Raw genomic sequence first — 21,750 nt, 5'->3', positions numbered from 1 at the left:
TGATAAAGCTAGTGTATGGGCACCTCTGATCCCTGATATTCGCCGCGAGTGAGCCTGTTTTGAAATATCTCGTCTCCTTTCGTACCACGCTCCGTATCTCGCGCTATCTGTTCCGTGCGCTGGCATTGCTGCTCTGGTCATTGGGTGCGTTGCTGACCACCTTTTACATCATCAATGTGCTGCATGAGAAAGAGAATGCGGTGCGCCAGGAGTTCGCCACCAACTACGGACAGGCGGAATGGTATGTACGCCATTCGGCAGATGTCATGCGTGAGCTGAAATACATCACCGAAAATCGTCTGACCAGCAGCGCCAGCGGCCTCGATGTGCTCAACGGTATCCCGACCAGCAAAGGCACGCTGCCGCAATTCACGCCGCTGTTTTCCGACGGTGATTGCACCTCAATGAGTAGCACCTGGCGTAATTCCCTCGACTCGCTCAGTTACTACATCAACTACTGGAAAAGTAACTTTGCTTCGGCCTATGAACTGAACCGGGTGTTCTTTATTGGCGGCGAAAATCAGTGTCTGGCGGATTTCACCATTGGCAGCAATACCATGGATCGCGAACGTAGCCTGAAAGTGCTGCGCGAGCGTGTACTGCACTATCGCAGCAGTAACGAAGACGAACGCCGTAATCCGATGTACTGGATCACCGAAAGCTCTCAGCCGGGGGTGGGCAGTTTTTATATGGTGATGCCGGTGTATGTTGCCAACAAACTCCAGGCGTTACTTGGGGTGGAACAAAATATCCGTCTCGATGAATTTATTCAGCCAGGCGGTCTGCCGCTGGTGGCGACCATCACCGATGATAACTATCGCCCGCTGCTCAGTTCACGGCGTGGCGGTCCGGGTTACTCGCTTGATGAGTTACCGGATGACAAAACCTGGTTCGGCTATCTCGACGGCTACCGCCAACTGGTGCTGAAAAAACCGCTACCGCCCTCCGATCTCAACGTGGTGTGGTCGCTCTCCACCGATGTACTGGTCGATCAGTTGAAGCTGATGCTGATTAATGCCCTGTTGCTGAATATTTTTAGTGCGTTGCTGCTGTTTACCCTCGCCTGGGTGTTTGAACGCCGGATGTTTTTACCGGCGGAAGATAATGCGCATCGGCTGGAAGAACATGAGCAGTTCAACCGTAAAATCGTGGCTTCCGCACCGGTGGGCATCTGTATTTTACGCACCAGCGATGGCACCAATATCCTCAGTAACGAGCTGGCGCATAACTATCTGACGCTGCTGACCCAGGAAGACCGCCAGCGTCTGAACGAGATCATCGGGGGGCAGCAGGTAAACTTTGTTGATGTGCTGACCGGCAGTAACACCAACCTGCAAATCAGCTTTGTTCATTCGCGCTACCGCAACGAAAACGTTGCCATCTGTGTATTGGTGGACGTCTCGGCGCGTGTGCGTATGGAGCAATCATTGCAGGAGATGGCGCAGGCGGCGGAGCAGGCCAGTGCATCGAAATCGATGTTCCTTGCCACCGTCAGCCATGAATTGCGCACGCCGCTGTATGGCATCATCGGTAACCTCGATCTCTTGCAGACCAAGGCGCTGCCGAAAGGTGTCGATTCACTGGTCACGGCGATGAATAACTCCTCCAGTCTGCTGCTGAAAATTATCAGCGATATTCTCGACTTCTCGAAAATCGAGTCAGAGCAGCTGAAAATCGAACCGCGCCCGTTCTCGCCGCGTGAAGTGATCAACCATATTGTCGGCAACTACCTGTCGCTGGTGGTACGTAAGCGCCTGGCATTGTATGTGTTTATTGAAAACGATGTCCCGCTGGCGCTGGAGGGCGATCCGTTACGCCTGCAACAGGTGATCTCCAACTTGTTGAATAACGCCATCAAATTCACCCATACCGGCTGTATCATCCTGCATGCCTACGAGCATGAAGGTTATCTGGCATTCCGCGTGCGTGATACCGGCGTAGGGATTCCGGCTAAAGAAGTGACGCGCCTGTTTGACCCGTTCTTCCAGGTAGGCAGTGGAGTGCAGCGTAACTTCCAGGGCACCGGCCTTGGGCTGGCTATCTGTGAAAAGCTGATCAATATGATGGACGGCGATATCGAGGTCGATTCCGAACCGGGCATGGGTAGCCAGTTTGTGGTGCGTATCCCCATCTATGCCGGTCATTTGGCGGCACCGCCGTTGCTGGAAGGATTACAGGAAAAAGCCATCTGGCTCGATTTGCGTAACGATTATCTCGCCAGCTTCCTGCTGCGCCTGCTGCAACAACAGGGGATGCAGGTCGCGCGTTATCAGGGACAGGCGGGCAGCGATGATGTGATCATCAGTGATCATGATGATGCGCCAGCCCACAGCGTGCGCGCCCGTATTCGCATCAGCGGTGAGCACATTGATATGCCGCAGGAGATCGAACCGGGATACTGGCTACACAGCAGTGCCACGCTGCATGAATTGCCTGTCTTGCTGGGGCGCATTTATCGCATTGCGATCGACAGCGAAACCACCACGCCACTGGCGTTGCCGGGGGCGGTGGCTGAAGAGGCCTGCTATGAAGACATCATGGTGTTGATTGTCGATGACCATCCGATCAACCGCATGTTGTTGTCAGAACAGCTCGGCACGTTGGGCTATCAGGTGAAAACCGCGCAGGATGGCGTCGATGCGCTGAATGTACTCAGCCGTAACCATATTGATATCGTGCTGAGCGACGTGAATATGCCAAATATGGATGGCTATCGTCTTACGCAGCGTTTGCGTCAGTTGGGACACGCGTTCCCGGTGATTGGCGTGACAGCCAATGCGTTGGCAGAAGAGAAGCAGCGCTGTATGGAGGCGGGAATGGATAATTGCCTGTCCAAACCGGTGACGCTGGATGTGTTGAAAACGACACTGGCGATCTATGCAGAACGGGTACGGAAAACGCGGGAAGGCTGATGCGTAGCGGCGCGATTTATCGCGCGTTGACACCAAAGGTCAAAGGCGCGCGATGAATCGCGCCGCTACGGGATGGCTTTACCTGCGAGGCGATTACTCTTTGTCGACCTGGGTCGCGCTGACAGAAGAGAGATAATTCAGCAGCGCGATGTCGTTATCCACGCCCAGCTTCATCATCGCCGATTTCTTCTGGCTACTGATGGTTTTGATACTGCGGTTCAGTTTCTTGGCAATCTCGGTGACGAGGAAACCTTCAGCAAACAGACGCAGTACTTCGCTCTCTTTCGGTGACAAACGCTTGTCACCGTAACCACCCGCACTGATTTTCTCCAGCAGCTTGGCCACGCTTTCCGGCGTGTATTTCTTGCCTTTTTGCAGTGCCGCCAGCGCTTTTGGCAGGTCAGTCGGTGCGCCCTGCTTCAGCACGATCCCTTCGATATCGAGATCCAGCACGGCACTCAGGATCGCCGGGTTATTGTTCATGGTCAGAACGATAATCGAGAGATCCGGATAGTGACGTTTGATGTATTTGATCAGGGTGATACCGTCACCGTACTTCTCGCCAGGCATGGAGAGATCGGTAATCAGGACATTGGCATCCAGTTTGGACAGGCTATTAATCAGTGCTGTTGAGTCTTCAAACTCACCTACAACGTTGACCCATTCAATCTGTTCCAGAGACTTACGAATACCAAACAGAACAATTGGATGGTCATCGGCAATAATTACATTCAGGTTATTCATCTTATGGGTTACCTTGCTGCAGCAGTTGATTGACGTAAGTGTCAATGTCACTGGTGGTATTTTTAATGGTTAAATCGTCACATACTTTAATGTGCTGTTCTAACTCTTCACAAAGCTGTTTACCTGGCACCAGATTTAGCATGGCAAACACGCCTTTCAGGCGATGCGCTGTCTGAGCAAGCGAGGGGTAATCCTTCTCCGCTGCCTCAGTATACAGTCTCTTGACATCAGGCGGTACTGTCTCGGTAAACAGCTGAAAATAGCCTCCGCTTAGCAGCGGTGTGGCAGTCTCATCGTCGTTATTCTCCTCCATCAAATCATGGGCCAGTTGCTTCTCGATCAGTGCCAGCAACGCATCCAACAGCGCATTGCTGAGATTGAAATTGACACGGAATTGTTGATCGTTGAGCGCGTGATGGCCCATTTCGTCACCGGCCAGTAACAATGCCCAGCCGTTCAGGCGGGCGGGATCGTCAGTGACCAGCACATCGTGTTCCTGCCCTGACAGTCGCTCGTCAGAGGTCAGGCATTTCGCCCCCCAGTTCTCCAGGTGGCGGCAAACAATTTTGTGCACATCTTCCATCGCGATATCGACTAACACGCTGACGCCTTCCAGCAGCTTCTCTTCCTGCTCGGTTTGCTGCTCCAGCGCCAGCGGCAGTTGGATATTGTAGCGGGTGCCAATATCCGGTTTCGCCACGATCTCCAGCGTACCGCCCATCTGCTTACACAGTTGTTTACACAGGAAGAACGCCATGCCAGAGGCCTGACCAAAGCGGTCCTGCGTGGTGTCACCCAGGAACGGGAAATCGACATTTGCCAACTCGTCAACCGTCAGACCCGAGCCGGTGTCCACCAGTTGCAGCAGGATGCGATCGGCTTTGCCTTCGCTGGCTTTGATCTCCAGCGAGATCTTGCCCCACTGCGTGGTGGTCAATGAATAATGCATCAGGGTGGTCAGGACTTTGCGCAACGCACGGCGATCGCCAAAACGCATTTCGTCGTTGGCGAGGTGATTATTCACGACCAATGCCAGCCCTTTACGGCGCAGCAGCGGCAGGCTCTCCAGTGCGATGTCATCCAGCAGTTCTTGCAGATTGAAACGGCTGGCATCCGGCGACCAGTCATGCGCTTCGAGACGATTGAGCAGCACAATGTCATCCACCAGGCGCGCCAGCCCTTGGCTTTCGTCGAGCAGGTCGAGCACGCTTTCATCATCATCACGCTGGCTGAGCTGCACCAACTGCGTCACCATGCTTTCCAGTGGGCGGTGCAGGGCATGACCCAGGTTATGCATCAACTGTTGGCGCATCTGGTGGTTACGATCCAATACCTGCTGGGCTTTTTGCAGCTTTTTATTCACCAGCAGTTCGCGATCCTGATCGCGCATCATAAACAGCTGCGTATGCGGTGACAGCACGCTGCGGGCATGACGGATCTCATACACTTCGTTATTGATGGTGGCCTGCAACACGCCCTGATGTTGATCTGACATATTAATGATTTTTTGCAGATTCAGGTGCGGCAGCAGATGCTCGGCGATTTTGTTGCTGAGGAGCGTGCGGTTGGTGGCGAAATCGTACACCAGCAGACCGACCGGCAGGCTGGCGACAATCTCTTCATTCAGCATACGCAGCGAGTCCAGCTCGGCGCTTTGGTTTTCATTAGGACGCAGCGACTGCTGACGCAGCAGGGTAATGCCAGCAATCGAAAGCAGGAACAGCACCAGATTGATGAGCAGCGGCCACAGCAGATTATGCAGCGTGTCCATCACCAGACTGGTGAGCGGCACACGATACACGAGTTGCAAAGAGGTGCTTGGCAGTGAAGCGGCAATTTCCAGATTGGGGTTCGCCAGCGATACGTGGGTGCTTTCACTCGTCTGATCATCGGTGCTGCTGGTCTGGGTGGTATCCTGACGCAACTGGAAATTCTCCAGCGGCATACTGCGCGGAATAAGGTCATTCACCGGCAAATCAAACGCCACCACCGTCGCCAGATGACCTGGCTGATTAAAGGTGGTACGCAGGGTGAAGTAGTGATCGTTTTGCCAGGCAAAGTGGCGCAGTGGCGAAAAGCTTTCGCGTTCATCCAGCGCATTGGCCTGTTGCAGCATCTCTGCCCGGCGACTGTCCACCAATGAATTGATGGCGCTTTCTTTATAACGTGTCGCCATGTCTTTCAGCGGCAGGGTCGAGATCATGATCAGGCTATTGTCCTGACCATTGAGGAAATACATTGACCAGGTCGGATTCTCCGCACCCCACAGCGTATCGAGGTAGTTGGACATCCGCATGGTCATATCCAGCGTGCTGCTGTCATGTGAGCCGAAAATCAACGCTTCCGTCTTGCGGCGGGTTTTTTCCAGATAATAGACATCCGGGCGCAGGCGGGTTTCCTGCAAGCTGCTATTCGGTGCAGAACCGGCAGCACTGGTTGCCAGATTTTCATAGATTTGCCAGGTGGCGAAGCGGTAGGCATCAATGCGCTTTTGCATGGCGCGCGCCAGATCGGTCATGGCGTAGCGTTTTTCTGTCACCCAGGCGTTGACGCTGTTGTGAACCATCGCGCCCAGCGCCAGAAAAAGCACCAGGTTGAACACCACAAAAAAGCGGGTCACATTGCCGGATGTCAGGGGGAATTTGTAAGGCAGCATAGCGTCTCAGGCACCTGAAATTATCGCGCAACCAGTCGGGCACTGGCAGCCACGGCCAGCAGCAGCAAAGCGATAAGCAGAAATGCGCCGCTCAGGCTGATCCACTGGGATATCAATCCGATCAAAGCCGGACCTGAAAGAATACCTGCATAGCCTAAGGTTGTCATGGCGGAAATCGCCAGATTTGACGGCATATCGTGTTGATTTCCTGCCGCATTGAACAACATCGGCACCGTATTGGCGAGGCCGAAACCCACCAGCAGAAATGCCAGCAGCGCCAGTAACGGCCAGGGGATCATCACCGCCAGCGTCATCCCTGCTGCTGCGGCCAACGCGCCACCCAGCATCACCGGGTAACGGCCACAGCGCTGAATAATCTTATCTCCGGTGAAACGTCCCAGCGTCATGGCAACCGAAAACACCGCATAGCCCAGCCCGGCGAGGCTGGTTGTCATCTCCGGGCTTTGTAACAACAGCAGCGCACCCCAGTCGAGCACCGCGCCTTCCGCCAGAAACAAGATAAAACACAGCAAACCGAGAAAGGCCACCCAGCCACGAGGACGCACCAGCCACGGTTGATCGGGTTGATGCAGTCGGGTGGTCATCATGCCAGATTGACTCCGTAGCAACAGCAACAGCAACACCATCACCACCATCACCACGCCCACAGCGGCCAGCGGCGACAAACCCGCGCTCATCAACAGGCTGACCGTACCGGCACCGAGAATCCCTCCCAAACTAAAGAAGGCGTGAAAACCGGACATCATCGGGCGGCGTGCCGCTTTTTCGACTTCTACTGCCTGATAGTTCATCGCCACGTCCAGCGTACCCAGCCCGGCACCGAACAGCATCAACGTCAGTGCCATCAATACGCTGTGATGAAGGGTAGCCAACAGCGGCAGCATCGCCAGCACCAGCGCGGTGGAGCAAAGCATCACGCCTCTACAACCAAAGCGCGCCACCAGTTTGCCGGTGACCGGCATGGCGGCCAGAGAGCCAATACCCAGGCAGAGCAATAATGCACCCAGCATACTGCCGGATAAGTGCAGACGATCGCGGGCAAAGGGCACCAGAGGAGCCCAGGCAGACATACCGAGACCATTGATCAGAAACACGGTACGGGTTGACCAGTGCAGATGGCGTGCGTCTTGTGATTGTTGTGCGGCGTCCAGTGCTGTCATGAGGTTATTATCTTTCTCTGTAAAAGGGCGATTTTAGCATCAACTCGCCGCCACAGCAGGTGCTGCGCGGGTTTAAAGACCCGTACCGTGCCATCAAAAATAAGAATCAAGAGGGCATTTTACCGACTTTTGAGCCGCTGCATTTTTTTTCCAGAACTTTCCTGGTGCCGGATAACCGAACGGAAAGGACTTAACTCAAATTATAAAGCGTAGATTCAATAGGTTAGCTGAAGAGGAGACAGGAGATGACCAGATAATCTGTGATATTTGTCACGATTTTCTCATAAATATGCCGGGGTTATATTCTGAAGTTCACTGCGTACAATGCAACAATAAATCCGGTCCAGCCGCTGACAAGATATTTTCCTGCCGATTTTCCCTGAGACGAAACCGGTATAAATAAAACTGGCTATAAATGCACCATTAATGAGGTGTTTAAGCCACTGAATAAAATCAAAGAAACAATCGGTAGACGTTAATATTGCAGTCCGCAAATAAATGCAATCCACTTTGTTGCGCGTAGAAATTAACATTGTGGATTTTCTGTTTGTTATTAAACAAAACGTGCGAAAATAAGCAAATAATGTGATCGCGGGATTGCCTTAATTATGCCCGGTCAATTAAGTTTACGGAAAATGACAATGGGGGGTGGGATTGCAGGTAAAAAAATGCCGGACAATCATGTCCGGCGGGAATTTAGGGTAAACATCTCATTCGGGGTGAATGAAGGTAATAATGAAATAAATGATGATAGCGGGAGTAATTGTATTCTCTGATGGCTGGAAAGTTTTATCATTCAGTGCTGAAAGAGGGTTGTTGGTATTTAGTTGATTTTAAAGGATTAAGAATCGGTTTATCAATCTGTGCTATATTTTTTACCGATGCGTGCTGATTATTAGTTCCCCTATTTTTACATTTTGAAATATCTATTTAATACAATGAAACACTTTTGGAAATTTAGTATCATTTTCGTGATAGATTATTGCCCGGTATAAAATAACAATGGCTTGCCGGCTGATTTTTATTCACTCAGCTCGCAGTGGCATAAATAAGGCACATTACAGAGGGTAATAAAATGAAACTTCGCGTTCTCTCCCTGATGATTCCTGCACTTCTGGTAGCAGGCGCTGCAAATGCAGCGGAAATTTACAATAAAGATGGCAACAAATTAGACCTCTACGGCAAAGTTGACGGTTTGCACTATTTCTCCGACAACGACAGTAGCGACGGTGACCAGTCTTACCTGCGCTTCGGTTTCAAAGGTGAAACTCAAATCACCGACCAACTGACCGGTTATGGCCAGTGGGAATATCAGGCAGCACTGAACACCACTGAGTCACAGGGCACTGCCAACAGCTTCACCCGTGTTGGTTTTGCTGGTCTGAAATTCGGCGATGCCGGTTCTTTCGACTACGGTCGTAACTACGGCGTGCTGTATGACATCGGTTCATGGACTGACGTCCTGCCAGAGTTCGGTGGTGATACCTACGGTGCGGACAACTTTATGTTCCAGCGTAGCAACGGCCTGGCGACCTACCGTAACAGCAACTTCTTCGGCCTGGTGGATGGCTGGAACTTTGCTGTGCAGTATCAGGGCAAAAACGATAACCCGACCGAATCTTCATCTGGCCGTGATGTACTGGGTGAAAACGGTGACGGTTATGGTCTGAGCACCACGTATGACATCGGTTCCGGTTTCGGTATCGGTGCTGCGATGATGTCGTCTGACCGTACTAACAACCAGAACGGCGGTTCTGCGGGTATCCTCGGTCGTGGCGATCGCGCTGATGCGTATACCGGTGGTCTGAAATATGACGCCAACAATATCTACCTGGCGGCGATGTACACCCGTTCCTACAACGCAACCCGCTTCGGCTCCAGCGATGCTTCAGCTTACGGCTACGCTAACAAAGCGGATAACTGGGAATTGGTTGCGCAGTACCAGTTCGACTTCGGTCTGCGTCCGTCCCTGGCCTTCATCTCTTCTCGTGGTAAAGACATCGAGGGTTATGGCAGCCAGAACCTGAAAAAATATATCGACGTAGGCGCGACCTACTACTTCAACAAAAACATGTCCACCTATGTTGACTACCAGATCAACCTGCTGGACGACAACAACTTCACCCAGGCCGCCGGTATCAACACCGACGACATCGTAGCACTGGGCTTGGTTTACCAGTTCTAAGAAGTGTTGCGGAGCGTGGCCTGCCGGTCACGCTCCGGTTTGCAGCAGCGTAACAAGCGCCGCACGCACCCTCTCAATCGTATCCGATACCGCCTCACCCAATTGCACCTGCACAATCGCGCCGTCTACCAGCAACACAATCTGACCGATCTTATCCTGCTGTTCAGCGGGGAGCTTTTGCGCAATCGCCGCCGCCATTGATCTTTTGTGCGCCAGGATCAACGCGTTGGCTTCTGGCAGGCTGTCCCCTAATTCGGCTGCGCTATTAATAAAGGCGCAACCGCGGAAATCCGCTTCATTAAACCAACTCAGCAAGGCGTCGGGCAGGGCGTCGACCACGGCTGGTTGTTGCGCCAGCGCTGCGTCAAAGGCGGCCATCCAGCGTTGATGGCGTTGTTGCAGGAAGGCCAGAATCAGTGCGTTTTTGGCCGGGAAGTGGCGGTAAAAGGTCACCTTGGTCACGCCTGCTTCAGCAATCACTTTATCAATACCGGTGGCACGAATGCCCTGCTGATAAAACAGGCGTTGGGCGGTGTTCAGGATGCGATCGCGCGCGGCAGCCTGGGGATCAAAGATAAGAGGAGCGAGCATAGCGTCACCAATAAATTAAGGTAGACAGAATTGTCTACATGCGGCAGGATGAATCAAGTAGACAGATCTGTCTACATCAAAGGAGACGATGATGCTGATTCCCCCGTTTGATGAACAAAGTGCCACGCAAAAAGTACGTATGGCGGAAGATGCCTGGAACAGCCGCGACGCGCAGCGGGTGTCTCAGGTTTACAGTGAGGATACGCGCTGGCGTAATCGCAGCGAATTTGTTAACGGACGGCCCGACGTGGTCGCGTTTTTACAGCGAAAATGGGCAAAAGAACTTGAGTACCGGCTGATCAAAGAGTTGTGGGCATGGCATCATGACCGGCTGGCGGTGCGGTTTGCCTATGAATGGCGTGATGATAGCGGTAACTGGTTTCGCAGCTATGGCAATGAAAACTGGCACTTTGGGGCTGACGGTCTGATGGTCGCGCGTTACGCTTGCATCAACGACCTGCCGATCGCTGCGTCTCAGCGTTTGTTTCACTGGCCGTTAGGGCGACGCCCGGACGATCATCCGGGCCTGAGTGAATTAGGGTTATAGCGCGTTTAGGGCATGGCACGCCATTTTTTCGCTTTGGGTGCCTGCTGCAAGGGCGGTTGAGCCGGAGGTAAGCTGCCTTCCAGTGCGACACCCGCCAGGGTGAAGGCTGAAAAGCTCAGCCACTGTTGCCATTTGTCCTGTGATGTTTTTGCCTTTTCCATTCTGCTGCCTCACTGATGTTCAACTCAGCTTCAACGTTGCAGAATTCATGCCACACCACCGCTCTCAGCGCCACGCGGCTTAGTCTGGCTTTGCTACACTGCGCCAGCGCTGTCGCGGTGCATCGCGGGCATTTCTGGTGCAGAAATTTAACGCCCGCGCAGATGACGGTGGCGATAGTGTTGCCAGCATTTCAGGCTGCTGTAGAAAAACAGGCCAGCGGCCACGACAAGAATTGCATAGATCATCTGACGCTCCGGTATTCGCGGTTGTACAGGAACGGGTTATCCTGCGGCAGCCTGGACTTCACTTCAAGCAACTTTAGCCTGATTTACAAGCGAGTTATGCTTTGAAACAGCCATTATTAAAGCGTTACAGATGAGGATGAGATGCGTTTTAAGAATATTCTGCTGACTTGCCTGGTGGTGATGGGATTAAGCGGCTGCGATCAAACGTCCAATCGGTCAGCCCTGATACTGGAAGGCAAAACCATGGGCACCGTGTGGCGCGTGAGCCTTGCGGGTGTGGATCAACAACGTAAAGACGCGCTCCAGCAAGCGATCCAGCAGCAGCTGGACCGTGATGATGGTGAACTCTCCACCTGGAAAGCGGATTCGGTGCTATCGCGCTTCAACCAGTATCAGGGGACCGATCCGCAACCGGTCAGTGCCGACATGGCGGATATTGTCACGGCAGCCTTGCGCATCGGACAGAAAACCGGTGGGGCAATGGATATCACCGTTGGGCCATTGGTGAATTTGTGGGGGTTTGGTCCAGCAAAGCAACCTGCGCATACGCCCACTGACGCGGAAATTGCCGCAGCCAAAGCGCTGACCGGTTTGCAGCATTTGCGGGTGATTCAGGCCGTTAACGGTCAGTGGCTGCAAAAAGATTTGCCCGGCTTGTATGTTGACCTCTCGACCATGGGTGAGGGCTATGCCACCGATCATCTGGCGCGATTGATGGAACAGCAGGGAATTACCGATTATCTGGTATCGGTGGGAGGGGCGGTGCTGAGTCGTGGACGCAATGCGCAAAATCAGCCGTGGCGCGTGGCGATCCAAAAGCCCACCGATCGCGAAAATGCCGTAGAGGCGCGGGTCGATTTGCAGGGGCACGGTATCAGCACCTCCGGCAGCTATCGCAACTATTATGAACTGGATGGCAAACGTATTTCTCACGTTATCGATCCCAGTACCGGACGACCCATTGATCATAAACTGGTATCGGCAACGGTGATCGCCACTACCGCGCTGGAAGCCGATGGCTGGGATACCGGTTTAATGGTGTTGGGCACCGAGCGTGCGCAAGCCCTGGCGTTGAAAGAGCATCTGGCGGTGTATCTGATCACCAAACAGGGCGATGGTTTTAGCCACTGGATGTCGCCCCAGTTTAAATCCTTCCTGATTTCCCAGGATGATCAGCCATAACGGAGGCGCAAATGCTGGATCTGTTTAGTGATGAAGCGCCGTGGCAGGAGCCGCTGGCAGAAGGTGCGGTGATCCTGCGTCGCCGCGCACGCGAACAGGCGGATGCGCTGCTGGCGGAGATATACGCCATCGCCGCGCAGAATCCGTTTGCCCACCGCATTACACCGGGTGGGCATCGCATGTCGGTGGCGATGACCAACTGCGGCGATTTAGGCTGGTCAAGCGACTCGCGCGGCTATCAGTACACCGAACAGGACAATCACAGCGGGCACAAATGGCCGCCGATGCCCACGCTGTTCCGCGCGCTGGCGCAACAGACGGCTCAGGAAGCCGGGTTCAGCGGCTTCAATCCGGATGCCTGCCTGATTAACCGTTATGAACCGGGGGCAAAACTGACGTTACATCAGGATAAAGATGAGAAGGACCTGCGGCAGCCGATCGTGTCAGTGTCACTTGGACTGCCCGCTGTTTTCCAGTTCGGCGGTTTTGAGCGAGGCGATGCGACGCAACGCGTGTTGCTGGAGCATGGCGATATCGTGGTATGGGGCGGGCCTTCCCGTCTGCGTTATCATGGCATCCTGCCACTCAAACCTGGCATCCATCCCGAGGCCGGTGCTTTCCGCTACAACCTCACGTTCCGCCGCGCCCATTAAGGGCGCATTGGTTGAGAATTATTCTTGCTATCATTTGAAGCACCATTAAACTGCAGGCTGCTTTTTTACTTGCTGGAACCGTTTAATGGCTCTGCTTCAGGTTGTTTATCGCCAGTTCCGCTGGCCTTTTATTGGCGTCATCCTTCTTACTTTACTCAGTGCTGCACTTGGCATCGGTATGATCGCCTGGATCAACAGCGAATTGATCACTGTGGTGAACACCTCGGTCGGCGTCTTGCCGGAATTCCTGTTGCAACTCTGTCTGCTGATGGCGGTGACGCTGGGTTCGCAGCTGTCATTAACGTTGCTGGGGCACCAGTTTGTCTGGCGTCTGCGTGGCGAATTCATTAAACGTATTCTCGATACGCGCGTCGAGCGCCTCGAACAGATCGGTAACGCGCAGCTGCTGGCCGGGCTGACCAGCGACGTGCGCGCGATTACCATTGCCTTTGTACGTCTGCCGGAACTGATCCAGGGCATCATTATTACCCTGGGTTCCGCGCTGTATATGGCATGGCTCTCGCCCAAAATGTTGCTGGTCACCTCGGTATGGCTGGTGGTGACGCTGGTGGGCGGCTGGCTGCTGGTTTCACGCGTGTATCAACATATGGCGAAGTTACGCGAAGTGGAGGATGACCTCTATCGCGACTATCAAACCATTATTGAAGGGCGCAAAGAACTCCAGCTGAACCGCCAACGTGCACAGCTGATTTACGACAGCGTGTATCAGGAGAATGCCAAAAGCTATCGTCATCACATCGTGCGTGCTGATACTTACCACCTCAGCGCGGTGAACTGGTCAAACATTATGATGCTCGGGGCGATTGGCATCGTGTTCTGGATGGCCAATGGTCTTGGCTGGGCCAATACCGCGGTGGCCGCCACCTATTCGCTGACGTTGCTGTTTCTGCGCACGCCGCTGCTGGCGGCGGTCGGTGCGTTGCCGACCTTGCTCAGCGCCCAGGTGGCGTTCCGCAAACTTCATACGTTTGACCTTGCGCCGTATCAGGCGGAATTTAAAACCTTACCCGCAATTACGGACTGGCAAACGCTGGAGCTGCGCGATGTGCGCTTCCACTATGGTGAACATGGCTTTGAAGTTGGGCCGATTAACCTGACCTTGCGTCGTGGGGAACTGGTGTTTTTGATTGGCGGTAACGGCAGTGGTAAATCGACGCTGGCGATGCTGCTCACCGGCCTGTATCAACCGCAATCTGGCACCTTGTTGCTGGATGGCAAGGTGGTTGACTGGCACAACCTTGAAGCGTATCGCCAGCATTTCTCTGCGGTGTTCACCGATGTGCATCTGTTTGATCGCCTGATCAATCGGACAGGCCAGCCCGCTAACCCGGCGCTGGTACAACAGTGGCTGGAGCGCCTGAAGATGCAGGATAAGTTGAAGCTGGAAGGCAACAGGGTGCTGAATTTGCAGCTGTCAAAAGGGCAGAGCAAGCGTCTGGCACTGCTGCTGGCGGCAGCGGAGGAGCGTGACATCCTGCTGCTCGATGAATGGGCCGCAGACCAGGACCCGCACTTCCGCCGTATCTTCTATCGTGAATTGCTGCCGTGGTTGCAGGAGTCGGGCAAGACGGTGTTCGCCATCAGCCATGACGATCACTATTTTATCCATGCCGACCGCCTGCTGGAAATGCGTGACGGCAAGCTGAGTGAACTGACCGGCCGCGAACGTGAAATGGCAACGCTGGATGCGGTAAAACGCACCGATACCGGCCATTAACGTCGTAGCGGCGCGATTTATCGCGCAATATTGGCAAAGCTTAGCGGAAAGGGTTATTGGGCAGCCGAAGCGGAGCGCGCTAAGGTAACAGCCAGCAGAGACTGCGGTTTCTGCCTCCCTGGAACATTTTCTGTCGTCTTGTGTTGTTACCGGCTCTGGTTATTTCTGAGCCGGTTTTTTATTGCCTGAAAAATGGATGCGTCACCAGCGTGGTGATGCGTTGCTCGTCCCAGCAAAAACGCGCCTGCACAGCGAGGTGCCGCGCAAATCCACGGGCAAAATCTTCGGTTAGGCGTAATACCGCGCGGCCAGTGGTCAGCTCGACTTCACACAATTCTGCCTGCAAGAAATCCATCGGCTGATGTAACTGCGGCCACAGCGCTTTATACACACTCTCTTTCAGAGAAAACAGCAGCGTCGCGCCCCGGGCAAAAGGCAGCGCCAGCTGTGCCAGCAACGCGCGTTCCTGGGCGTTCATCAGCATCTCTGCCGTTTCCCGGGCGGTATCATCGCTCATCACTTGTTCCACATCGATCCCGACACTCAGCGGTTCTCGCGTGGCGGCCATCACCACCTGATTGTGGCTGTGCGACAGCGAGGCCTGGATGCCGTCTGGCCAGCAGGGAGAGCGATCCGGCGCGTTGTACAACACAAAATCGGCTACGCCACAGTGCGCCAGCAGCTCACGCGCCAGCCAGCGGCTGGCCAGATGTTCGGACTTGCGTTTGACGACAGCATGGGACAGCGCAACCGGCAGCGGCAGCTGCCAACGCTGATGCAGCTCCGCCTGCCAGTGCTGTTGATCAAACTGACACCAGCCCAGCAGCAGGGTATCCGCACGCACACCGGCAGCGGTGAAAAAGGGGGAATCTGGCAGGGTGAGCGGTGAGGCCGAAGTAAACATAAAGAATCACGGCTGACGGAAAAGGTTATTTAATCAGTCAGCCGGAGAGAGGGCAAGCTTAGCGCTCACCGTCTTTAGTCATTGGGGGGAATGGCAAAACTCTTGATCGATACCACAAAATGCTGATGGCCTTTGCTGATGCGCGCTCCGCGATCGCACCAGCGAGACGCCAGGCGGAAGAAATCGTCGCTACCAATATCGTAAGCCAGTTCGACTTTGCTGATACCGGAGTGCAGGAGTTCTTCAGCGTCCTGCAGGTTTTTTGCTTTGATGACCATATCGGTTTTCCATCGAAAAACAGGAGGCTTAAGGTTAGGGTAATTGTGTGACAGTTTTGTTTCAGTCAGATGAATTGCTGTCATAATCTGCCAAATATGTGATCTGTAACCATATTGATTGCTTACGGTAACTGACTGATATTTTTGTGAAAACAGTGTTAAAAGTGAACTTTTTCTGATAAAGCTTAGGCAGTTGCCCAACAGGAGGTTGAGATGACCGTACCCCGCTTTACCACCCCACGTTTGTTGCTTGAACCGTTACAAAGTCATGATGCCATTCAGGTGCAGCAGGTTTTTCCGCGCTGGGAAATTGTTCGCCATTTGACCAATGCCGTGCCCTGGCCGTATCCGGCGGACGGTGCCCGTTTTTACATTGATCAGATCGCCTTACCGGCAATGGTTGCCGGACAGGCGTGGCACTGGAGCTTGCGTCATCGCTCTGAACCGCAACAGTTGATCGGGCTGATCTCGTTGCGCGCCGGGGAGGAAGATAACCGTGGCTTCTGGCTGGTGCCGGAGTGGCAGGGGCAGGGTTTGATGAGCGAAGCCTGTGCCGTGGTGACGGATTTTTGGTTTCAGACGCTGCAACAACCGCGCCTGCGCGTGCCAAAAGCGATGGATAACCTCGCATCGTGCCGCATCTCGGAACGCAGTGGGATGCGGCTGATTGATACCTTCAGTAAAGCCTTTGTCGGCGGATCAATGCTGGCAGGCAATTGGGAAATCACCCGCGAAGAGTGGTTGGCACAGCATCCGTCGTCATGATCGGTTATCACGGCGGGTAAACAGCCACATCATATAAGGTGCACCCAATAAGGTGGCGACCAGTCCTGCCGGGAGTTCCTGCGGGGCCAGCAGGTTACGCCCGGCCCAGTCGGCCACCACCATCGTCAGTGCGCCACTGGGAATGGCCAGTAACAACTGCTGACCGGGGCGGCGCGCGCCCAGCAGGCGGGCAATATGCGGCGCGGTGAGGCCAACAAAAGATATCGGGCCAACGATCAGGGTCGCCCCTGCCGTCAGCATGGCAATCAATGCCAGGGTGAGTAGACGTGCCTGCGCCAGTGTCACGCCGACGGCAGCCGCGCTGGTCGGACCGAGCGGCAAAATCATCATCCAGCGACGGAAAAAAAACGTCAGCACACTGAGTGCCAGCGCCAGTAATGTCGCAGTAACGGCATCGGCGGGCATGATGCTGTAGGTGGAGCCAGACAACCAGTTCAACAGGGTGACGGCGCGCTCATCGCCTGCGGCGATCACCGTCGCTACCAGGGCCTGAAATAACGCGCTGATGGCAACGCCCACCAGCAACACGCGATCCGGGGCAAAATGGTGGCGGCGTGAGAAAGATAAGATAACCAGCAACGCCAGCAGGGCACCCGCGCTGGTGGCACCCAGTTGCAGACTATGCGATACCGATCCCGCGACCAATGTTAACGCCAGCATCCCCAGGGCGGCACCGGCACTGACCCCCATCATTTCCGGGCTGGCAAGCCGATTGCCCGTGATGCGCTGCAACAGCACACCCGCTGCCGCCAGCATCATTCCGGCGGCACAGGCAGCCAGCGTGCGTGGCCAGCGCCAGGGTAACAGTGACGGCAGATGAGCCAGTGGGGTGATCGTCCAGCCGTCGGGCGCACGTGCCAAAACCAGCGAAAGCAGCAGGGCCAGCGCCAACAGCAGCATCAGCCCCAGAGCAAGAGGAGAGAGCCGACTATCCGCCAGCTGGCTACCGGCAGTGGGGGCGCTCACCGGGCTGACGGACAGGGTCGTGGTACGTATTCTGAGCAGCAGCCAGAGGATTAACGGTGCGCCAAACAGCGCGGTAGCGGCACCGGTTGGCACCAGTTCACCCAGCGCGTTGGCGAAGGGTTGTACGGCTTGATCGGTGGCCCACAGCAAGACCGCACCGCACAGCGGGGTCAGCAGCAATCGCTGTGCCAGGCGACGAGCGCCCAGTAACTGCGCCAGCGCCGGAGCGGCCAGCCCGACAAAACCAATCACGCCAACCGCACTGACCACCGCTGCGGTAAGTAGCACCGCCAGCGCAAACCCGGCCAGTCGTGCGTAACGGGTGGGTAAGCCGAGGCTGCTGGCATGCATATCGCCCAATCCCAGTAGCTGCAACGGACGGCGCAACATCAGGGCCAGCAACCAGCCCACCAGCAGTTGTCCACCCAACATACGCACCGTGCTCCAGCCTTGTTGCACCAGCGAACCCGCGCCCCAGATAAACAGGCTGTGCAGATACGGGGCATACAGCAGTTGCAGCACCGTGATTAACGATCCGCAGAACAAACTGACCACCAGTCCGGCAATCGCGACCCTGGACGGTTCCAGCCCACGTGAGGCTGACAGCGCCAGCACCAGCGCGGCGGCAATAACCGCCCCGCCGAGGGTGATCCAGGCACCGGCGGCCAGCCAGTGCGGGAGAAACACGGTAACGCCCGATAGCGCAAGCTGCGCACCTGCCGCCACGCCGAGCGTCATTGGCTCTGCCAGCGGGTTACGCAGCGTTTGTTGAAACAGCAGACCGGCCAGTCCCAGCGCGGCCCCGCACAGCAGGCTGATGGTCAGACGTGGCAGCCAGCTCTGTAACACGATCAAGCGGCGAATATCGTGACCTGCGGCGCGTGGCAACAGTTCACGCCACTGCACCACAGGCAATAACTGCGACAGGTTATGCAGGCTCAGCAACAACACCAGCAGCAATAAGGCGACAGCGAAACGACGTTTCATCATGTCAGCACCGCAGCTAACTGTTGGGCAAAGCGGATAGCGGAAGGCAGCATGCCAAAGCCCCAAAACGCCGGTAATGCCGCGCTATGCCCGGCCTGTACGGCTGGCAGGGCATGCCACAGCGCATTGTCCGCCAGACCCTGGGTCATATTAGCGGGCAACGGGGTGAAGTAGAGAATCCGCACTTCCCGGCTGGCGGCCAGACTATCCAACCCGGTGACGCTGATGCCCCAATAATCGGTCGCCTGCTGCCAGCCGTTAGTCAGCCCGAAGGCGTTCAGTACGTCCTGGAATAGGCTGTGCTGACCATAAACACCAATATGGCGGGCATCGAAAAAGCGGATCAGCAATAGGGGCAGGTGCGTTGTGTCAGGCGGGAGGGAGGGCTGCAATGCGTGGGCTGCCTGAGCGATCAACTGTGCGGCCGCCGCCTGCTGGTGACAAAGTTCGCCTAACTGACGGGTGGCGGTAATGGCGTGCTGATAAGGTGTGCCGTTATCGCTGTAGATGGCAAAGGCGCGTACCGGCGCGATGCGTTCCAGCATGGCGCGCTGTGACTCCTGGCTGGAGTTGATCAGAATGTAGTCCGGTGCCAGCTGTTGTAGCCATTCCAGATTGGGTGCGAGTCGCAGCCCGACGTCCGGCACCTGAGCCGGAATCACTGGCGTCACCACGTTAGCGTGATAGCCCTCAATCTCTGCGACGCCTGCGGGAACAATCCCCATCGCCAGCAGTGTTTCCACCAGCCCCCAGTCAAGCACCACCAGACGGGGGATGGACAGAGAAGACGCACCCACCGGGCACGCCATGCCCGCCAACGGGAACAAGGCGATTGCTTGCAGCAACGTGCGTCTTCTCATCGCATTACCAGCGGTAGCGCGCCGTTGCCAGCACGTCAGCACCTTCGGCATAAGTACAAGTCGAAGCGCTATAGCAGGAGGCGACATAGTGGCGATCCAGCAGGTTGCTGGCATTCAGGCTAAACAGCCAGTGTTCACCGGTGTCGTAATGGATACCGGCATCCATCACCGTGGCAGAGGCGACGTTAATGGTGTTGGAGGTATCTTTACTGGCCCCGATATACCGTACCCCGGCATTTACGCCAAAGCCCTGCAATGCGCCCTGATGGAAGGTGTAATCCAGCCAGGCTGAAGCGGTATTGCGCGGCATTCCCCACAGACGTTTGCCCTGCATCGAGGTGGTACCGCCGTCCAGCGTGGTGGCGCTGTCATTGGAGTCGATGGTGACGGCGTTCAGCCAGGTGTACGCAGTGATCAGTGTCAGATCCTGTGTCAGATTGGCGTGGCCTTCCACTTCGACCCCTTTCGATCTCACTTTTCCTGCCTGGGTATCATAGCCCGAATGCTCAGGATCGCTGGTCAGCACGTTCTTCTCGGTCAAATCAAACCACGAGGTGGTGATAAAGCCGTTGAAACCGGTTGGCTGATATTTCACCCCCACTTCATATTGATTGGCGGTGGTCGGTTGCGCCATGCCGCCGCCATACAGGGTGCCCACCTGCGGGATAAAGGATTTGGCGAAGCTGGCATAGGGTGCGATGCCGTTATCAAACTGATACACCAAACCGGTACGCCAGGTAAAGGCGCGGGCGGATTGCTCGGTGGAGGAGTCGGTCACCGGATTGACATCATCGGCATGCGCCCAGTCCTCGCGGATGCCCAGCAAGTAGCTCCAGTTGCCGAAGCGCATCTGATCCTGGCTATACACGCCCAGTTGCTTTTGGCGGATATGATCGTCTGAGCTGGTGGCCGGCATGCTGATATCGCTGTAACTCGGAGCGAAGGCATCGATGGTCGAGGCGGCACCTAAACCGACGGTTTCACGATACAGCACGCGCTGGAAGTCGACGCCTGACAACAATTGGTGCGAGATCGCGCCGGTGTTGAACTCGGCTTCGAGCTGGTTATCGACCGACAGTGTTTTCGCCTGTTCGTGGTTAAAGAACGCGTAGCGATTCAATACCCGGTCGGAACCGCTGGCATAGCCGTTGGTGAACACATTCTCCAGATTATCTTTTACATCGCTGTAATGGACATTTTGCCGCATCATCAGGCTGTCGTTCAGGCGATGCCAGAATTCGTAGCCCACCGAGAATTGGGTGCGTGAGTGGTGATCAAAGTTGGGATCGCCAAGGTTGGTATGCGGTGAAATTTTCCCGTTAGGCGTGTTGAACACGCTGCCAACCGCCGGAACAAAGTTGTAATAACCCACATCAGGATCACGCTGATACTTCGCCAACACCGTCAGTGAGGTGTCATCATTTGGCTTCCAGGTCAGTGCTGGCGCGACATAAACATGCTTCTGGCGGGTATCATCCACCTGGGTTTTGCTGTCGGTGCCGCTGGCCGTCAGGCGATAGAGCAGGGTGCCGTCATCATTGGCCTTACCGCCAACGTCAAAGCCGGTTTGCAGATGGTCATGGCTGCCTGCGGTGACAAAGACCTCGTGTACCGGTGTTTCGGTGGGTTTTTTGCTGGTCAGATTGACCACGCCGCCCGGATTCACCTGGCCGTACAGGACCGATGCCGGGCCGTGCAGCACTTCAATGCTGCTAAAACCGTAAGTGTCATAGTTGGCGATGGCATAGCCGAAACTGCTATCGCTCGGCATCCTTGCGCCATCAAGGAACTGCTCCAGATAGAAACCACGGCTGAACATGTATCCGGCACCGCTGCTGGATGCACCACGGATCTCGGAGACGACGCCGGAGGTGTATCGCAACGCTTCAGCGGCGGTTTGTGCTGCCTGCAAATCCATCTGCTTACGCGTCACGCTGGAGACCGATTGCGGTACCTCAATTTTGGGCGTGGCGGTTTTCGTGGCGCTGGTGGTGCTGGTAGCTACGACGCCGCTGCCGTCCATCCGCTGCGTTTGGTTATCTGGCTGGGTAGCGGTGACCACCATTTGCTGATCGGCAGCACTGGTTCTGCACGCGATCAGCAGTAACGCAATCATGCTGAGTGCGAAAGGCGCTTTGCTCATGCCTGTCATTTTGCACATCAATTTTCCCTA

17 protein-coding genes are annotated in these 21,750 nt (G+C 55.2%); 7 read left to right on the top strand and 10 right to left on the bottom strand.

Annotation, left to right across the window (positions count from 1 at the left end; genetic code table 11):
• Positions 1–59: 59 nt before the first annotated feature.
• Positions 60–2,912 carry a two-component system sensor histidine kinase RcsC gene (rcsC, locus tag PAT9B_RS13600; protein ID WP_013509854.1) on the top strand — a complete coding sequence of 951 codons (2,853 nt, stop codon included), beginning with the start codon at positions 60–62 and terminating at the stop codon, positions 2,910–2,912.
• Between the two features lie 93 nt (positions 2,913–3,005).
• On the opposite strand, the gene rcsB is transcribed toward rcsC, so the two are convergent.
• Genes rcsB through PAT9B_RS13585 form a run of 3 tightly spaced genes read right to left on the bottom strand, consistent with a single transcriptional unit; the run spans position 3,006 to position 7,493 of the window.
• Positions 3,006–3,656: a response regulator transcription factor RcsB gene (rcsB, locus tag PAT9B_RS13595; RefSeq protein WP_013509853.1), complete on the bottom strand. Its 651-nt coding sequence runs from the start codon at positions 3,654–3,656 to the stop codon at positions 3,006–3,008.
• 1 nt (position 3,657) lies between these two features.
• Positions 3,658–6,309 carry a phosphotransferase RcsD gene (gene rcsD / locus PAT9B_RS13590; RefSeq protein WP_041525972.1) on the bottom strand — a complete coding sequence of 884 codons (2,652 nt, stop codon included), beginning with the start codon at positions 6,307–6,309 and terminating at the stop codon, positions 3,658–3,660.
• Between the two features lie 23 nt (positions 6,310–6,332).
• A complete protein-coding gene (locus PAT9B_RS13585) occupies positions 6,333–7,493 on the bottom strand; it encodes an MFS transporter (protein WP_013509851.1) in 1,161 nt (386 codons plus the stop codon).
• A 1,075-nt stretch (positions 7,494–8,568) separates the two neighbouring features.
• Between PAT9B_RS13585 and ompC the strand changes: the two genes are divergently transcribed.
• A complete protein-coding gene (gene ompC, locus PAT9B_RS13580; RefSeq protein WP_013509849.1) occupies positions 8,569–9,678 on the top strand; it encodes a porin OmpC in 1,110 nt (369 codons plus the stop codon).
• 27 nt (positions 9,679–9,705) lie between these two features.
• On the opposite strand, the gene PAT9B_RS13575 is transcribed toward ompC, so the two are convergent.
• Positions 9,706–10,269 (bottom strand): TetR/AcrR family transcriptional regulator, encoded by a 564-nt coding sequence (locus tag PAT9B_RS13575; RefSeq protein WP_013509848.1) that lies wholly within the window; start codon positions 10,267–10,269, stop codon positions 9,706–9,708.
• Between the two features lie 91 nt (positions 10,270–10,360).
• Here PAT9B_RS13575 and PAT9B_RS13570 point away from each other — a divergent pair, with 91 nt between their 5' ends.
• Positions 10,361–10,816, top strand: coding sequence for a nuclear transport factor 2 family protein (locus PAT9B_RS13570; protein WP_013509847.1), 456 nt, complete (start codon positions 10,361–10,363; stop codon positions 10,814–10,816).
• A gap of 5 nt (positions 10,817–10,821) precedes the next feature.
• Here PAT9B_RS13570 and PAT9B_RS30945 read toward each other — a convergent pair whose 3' ends face one another.
• Positions 10,822–10,977 carry a hypothetical protein gene (locus PAT9B_RS30945; protein WP_013509846.1) on the bottom strand — a complete coding sequence of 52 codons (156 nt, stop codon included), beginning with the start codon at positions 10,975–10,977 and terminating at the stop codon, positions 10,822–10,824.
• A 387-nt stretch (positions 10,978–11,364) separates the two neighbouring features.
• Between PAT9B_RS30945 and apbE the strand changes: the two genes are divergently transcribed.
• The 3 genes from apbE (at position 11,365) to PAT9B_RS13555 (ending at position 14,796) form a co-directional block, all read left to right on the top strand.
• Entirely contained in the window at positions 11,365–12,405 is a 1,041-nt protein-coding gene (gene apbE / locus PAT9B_RS13565) for an FAD:protein FMN transferase ApbE (protein WP_013509844.1), read from the top strand.
• A gap of 11 nt (positions 12,406–12,416) precedes the next feature.
• Positions 12,417–13,058, top strand: coding sequence for a DNA oxidative demethylase AlkB (gene alkB / locus PAT9B_RS13560; RefSeq protein WP_013509843.1), 642 nt, complete (start codon positions 12,417–12,419; stop codon positions 13,056–13,058).
• A gap of 85 nt (positions 13,059–13,143) precedes the next feature.
• Positions 13,144–14,796: a multidrug ABC transporter permease/ATP-binding protein gene (locus tag PAT9B_RS13555; protein WP_013509842.1), complete on the top strand. Its 1,653-nt coding sequence runs from the start codon at positions 13,144–13,146 to the stop codon at positions 14,794–14,796.
• Between the two features lie 178 nt (positions 14,797–14,974).
• On the opposite strand, the gene PAT9B_RS13550 is transcribed toward PAT9B_RS13555, so the two are convergent.
• A complete protein-coding gene (locus PAT9B_RS13550) occupies positions 14,975–15,700 on the bottom strand; it encodes a 4'-phosphopantetheinyl transferase (RefSeq protein ID WP_013509841.1) in 726 nt (241 codons plus the stop codon).
• Between the two features lie 74 nt (positions 15,701–15,774).
• Positions 15,775–15,978: a hypothetical protein gene (locus tag PAT9B_RS13545; RefSeq protein ID WP_013509840.1), complete on the bottom strand. Its 204-nt coding sequence runs from the start codon at positions 15,976–15,978 to the stop codon at positions 15,775–15,777.
• Between the two features lie 213 nt (positions 15,979–16,191).
• Here PAT9B_RS13545 and PAT9B_RS13540 point away from each other — a divergent pair, with 213 nt between their 5' ends.
• A complete protein-coding gene (locus PAT9B_RS13540; RefSeq protein ID WP_013509839.1) occupies positions 16,192–16,743 on the top strand; it encodes a GNAT family N-acetyltransferase in 552 nt (183 codons plus the stop codon).
• Here PAT9B_RS13540 and fhuB read toward each other — a convergent pair.
• From fhuB to PAT9B_RS13525, 3 genes are read right to left on the bottom strand one after another with little or no spacing between them, the layout of a single operon-like run.
• On the bottom strand, positions 16,738–18,720 hold the full coding sequence (gene fhuB / locus PAT9B_RS13535; RefSeq protein WP_013509838.1) for a Fe(3+)-hydroxamate ABC transporter permease FhuB: 1,983 nt from the start codon (positions 18,718–18,720) through the stop codon (positions 16,738–16,740). The two genes, PAT9B_RS13540 and fhuB, sit on opposite strands and share 6 nt — an antisense overlap.
• A complete protein-coding gene (locus PAT9B_RS13530; RefSeq protein WP_013509837.1) occupies positions 18,717–19,577 on the bottom strand; it encodes an ABC transporter substrate-binding protein in 861 nt (286 codons plus the stop codon). The genes fhuB and PAT9B_RS13530 overlap by 4 nt, the downstream gene beginning before the upstream one ends.
• 4 nt (positions 19,578–19,581) lie before the next feature.
• On the bottom strand, positions 19,582–21,738 hold the full coding sequence (locus tag PAT9B_RS13525; RefSeq protein WP_013509836.1) for a TonB-dependent siderophore receptor: 2,157 nt from the start codon (positions 21,736–21,738) through the stop codon (positions 19,582–19,584).
• Positions 21,739–21,750: the final 12 nt, after the last annotated feature.

The sequence above is a fragment of the Pantoea sp. At-9b genome (assembly GCF_000175935.2).
GTDB lineage: Bacteria > Pseudomonadota > Gammaproteobacteria > Enterobacterales > Enterobacteriaceae > Pantoea.
Note: the sequence above shows the minus strand (reverse complement) of the source record. Positions and strands in the feature narration are given on the sequence as shown.

What these genes read in the sequence shown, in the direction of transcription:
- rcsB (WP_013509853.1), bottom strand. Translation starts at nt 3,656, where the DNA reads ATGAATAACCTGAATGTAATTATTGCCGATGACCATCCAATTGTTCTG.
- PAT9B_RS13585 (WP_013509851.1), bottom strand. Translation starts at nt 7,493, where the DNA reads ATGACAGCACTGGACGCCGCACAACAATCACAAGACGCACGCCATCTG.
- ompC (WP_013509849.1), top strand. Translation starts at nt 8,569, where the DNA reads ATGAAACTTCGCGTTCTCTCCCTGATGATTCCTGCACTTCTGGTAGCA.
- PAT9B_RS13575 (WP_013509848.1), bottom strand. Translation starts at nt 10,269, where the DNA reads ATGCTCGCTCCTCTTATCTTTGATCCCCAGGCTGCCGCGCGCGATCGC.
- PAT9B_RS13570 (WP_013509847.1), top strand. Translation starts at nt 10,361, where the DNA reads ATGCTGATTCCCCCGTTTGATGAACAAAGTGCCACGCAAAAAGTACGT.
- PAT9B_RS30945 (WP_013509846.1), bottom strand. Translation starts at nt 10,977, where the DNA reads ATGGAAAAGGCAAAAACATCACAGGACAAATGGCAACAGTGGCTGAGC.
- apbE (WP_013509844.1), top strand. Translation starts at nt 11,365, where the DNA reads ATGCGTTTTAAGAATATTCTGCTGACTTGCCTGGTGGTGATGGGATTA.
- alkB (WP_013509843.1), top strand. Translation starts at nt 12,417, where the DNA reads ATGCTGGATCTGTTTAGTGATGAAGCGCCGTGGCAGGAGCCGCTGGCA.
- PAT9B_RS13555 (WP_013509842.1), top strand. Translation starts at nt 13,144, where the DNA reads ATGGCTCTGCTTCAGGTTGTTTATCGCCAGTTCCGCTGGCCTTTTATT.
- PAT9B_RS13550 (WP_013509841.1), bottom strand. Translation starts at nt 15,700, where the DNA reads ATGTTTACTTCGGCCTCACCGCTCACCCTGCCAGATTCCCCCTTTTTC.
- PAT9B_RS13545 (WP_013509840.1), bottom strand. Translation starts at nt 15,978, where the DNA reads ATGGTCATCAAAGCAAAAAACCTGCAGGACGCTGAAGAACTCCTGCAC.
- PAT9B_RS13540 (WP_013509839.1), top strand. Translation starts at nt 16,192, where the DNA reads ATGACCGTACCCCGCTTTACCACCCCACGTTTGTTGCTTGAACCGTTA.
- fhuB (WP_013509838.1), bottom strand. Translation starts at nt 18,720, where the DNA reads ATGATGAAACGTCGTTTCGCTGTCGCCTTATTGCTGCTGGTGTTGTTG.
- PAT9B_RS13530 (WP_013509837.1), bottom strand. Translation starts at nt 19,577, where the DNA reads ATGAGAAGACGCACGTTGCTGCAAGCAATCGCCTTGTTCCCGTTGGCG.
- PAT9B_RS13525 (WP_013509836.1), bottom strand. Translation starts at nt 21,738, where the DNA reads ATGTGCAAAATGACAGGCATGAGCAAAGCGCCTTTCGCACTCAGCATG.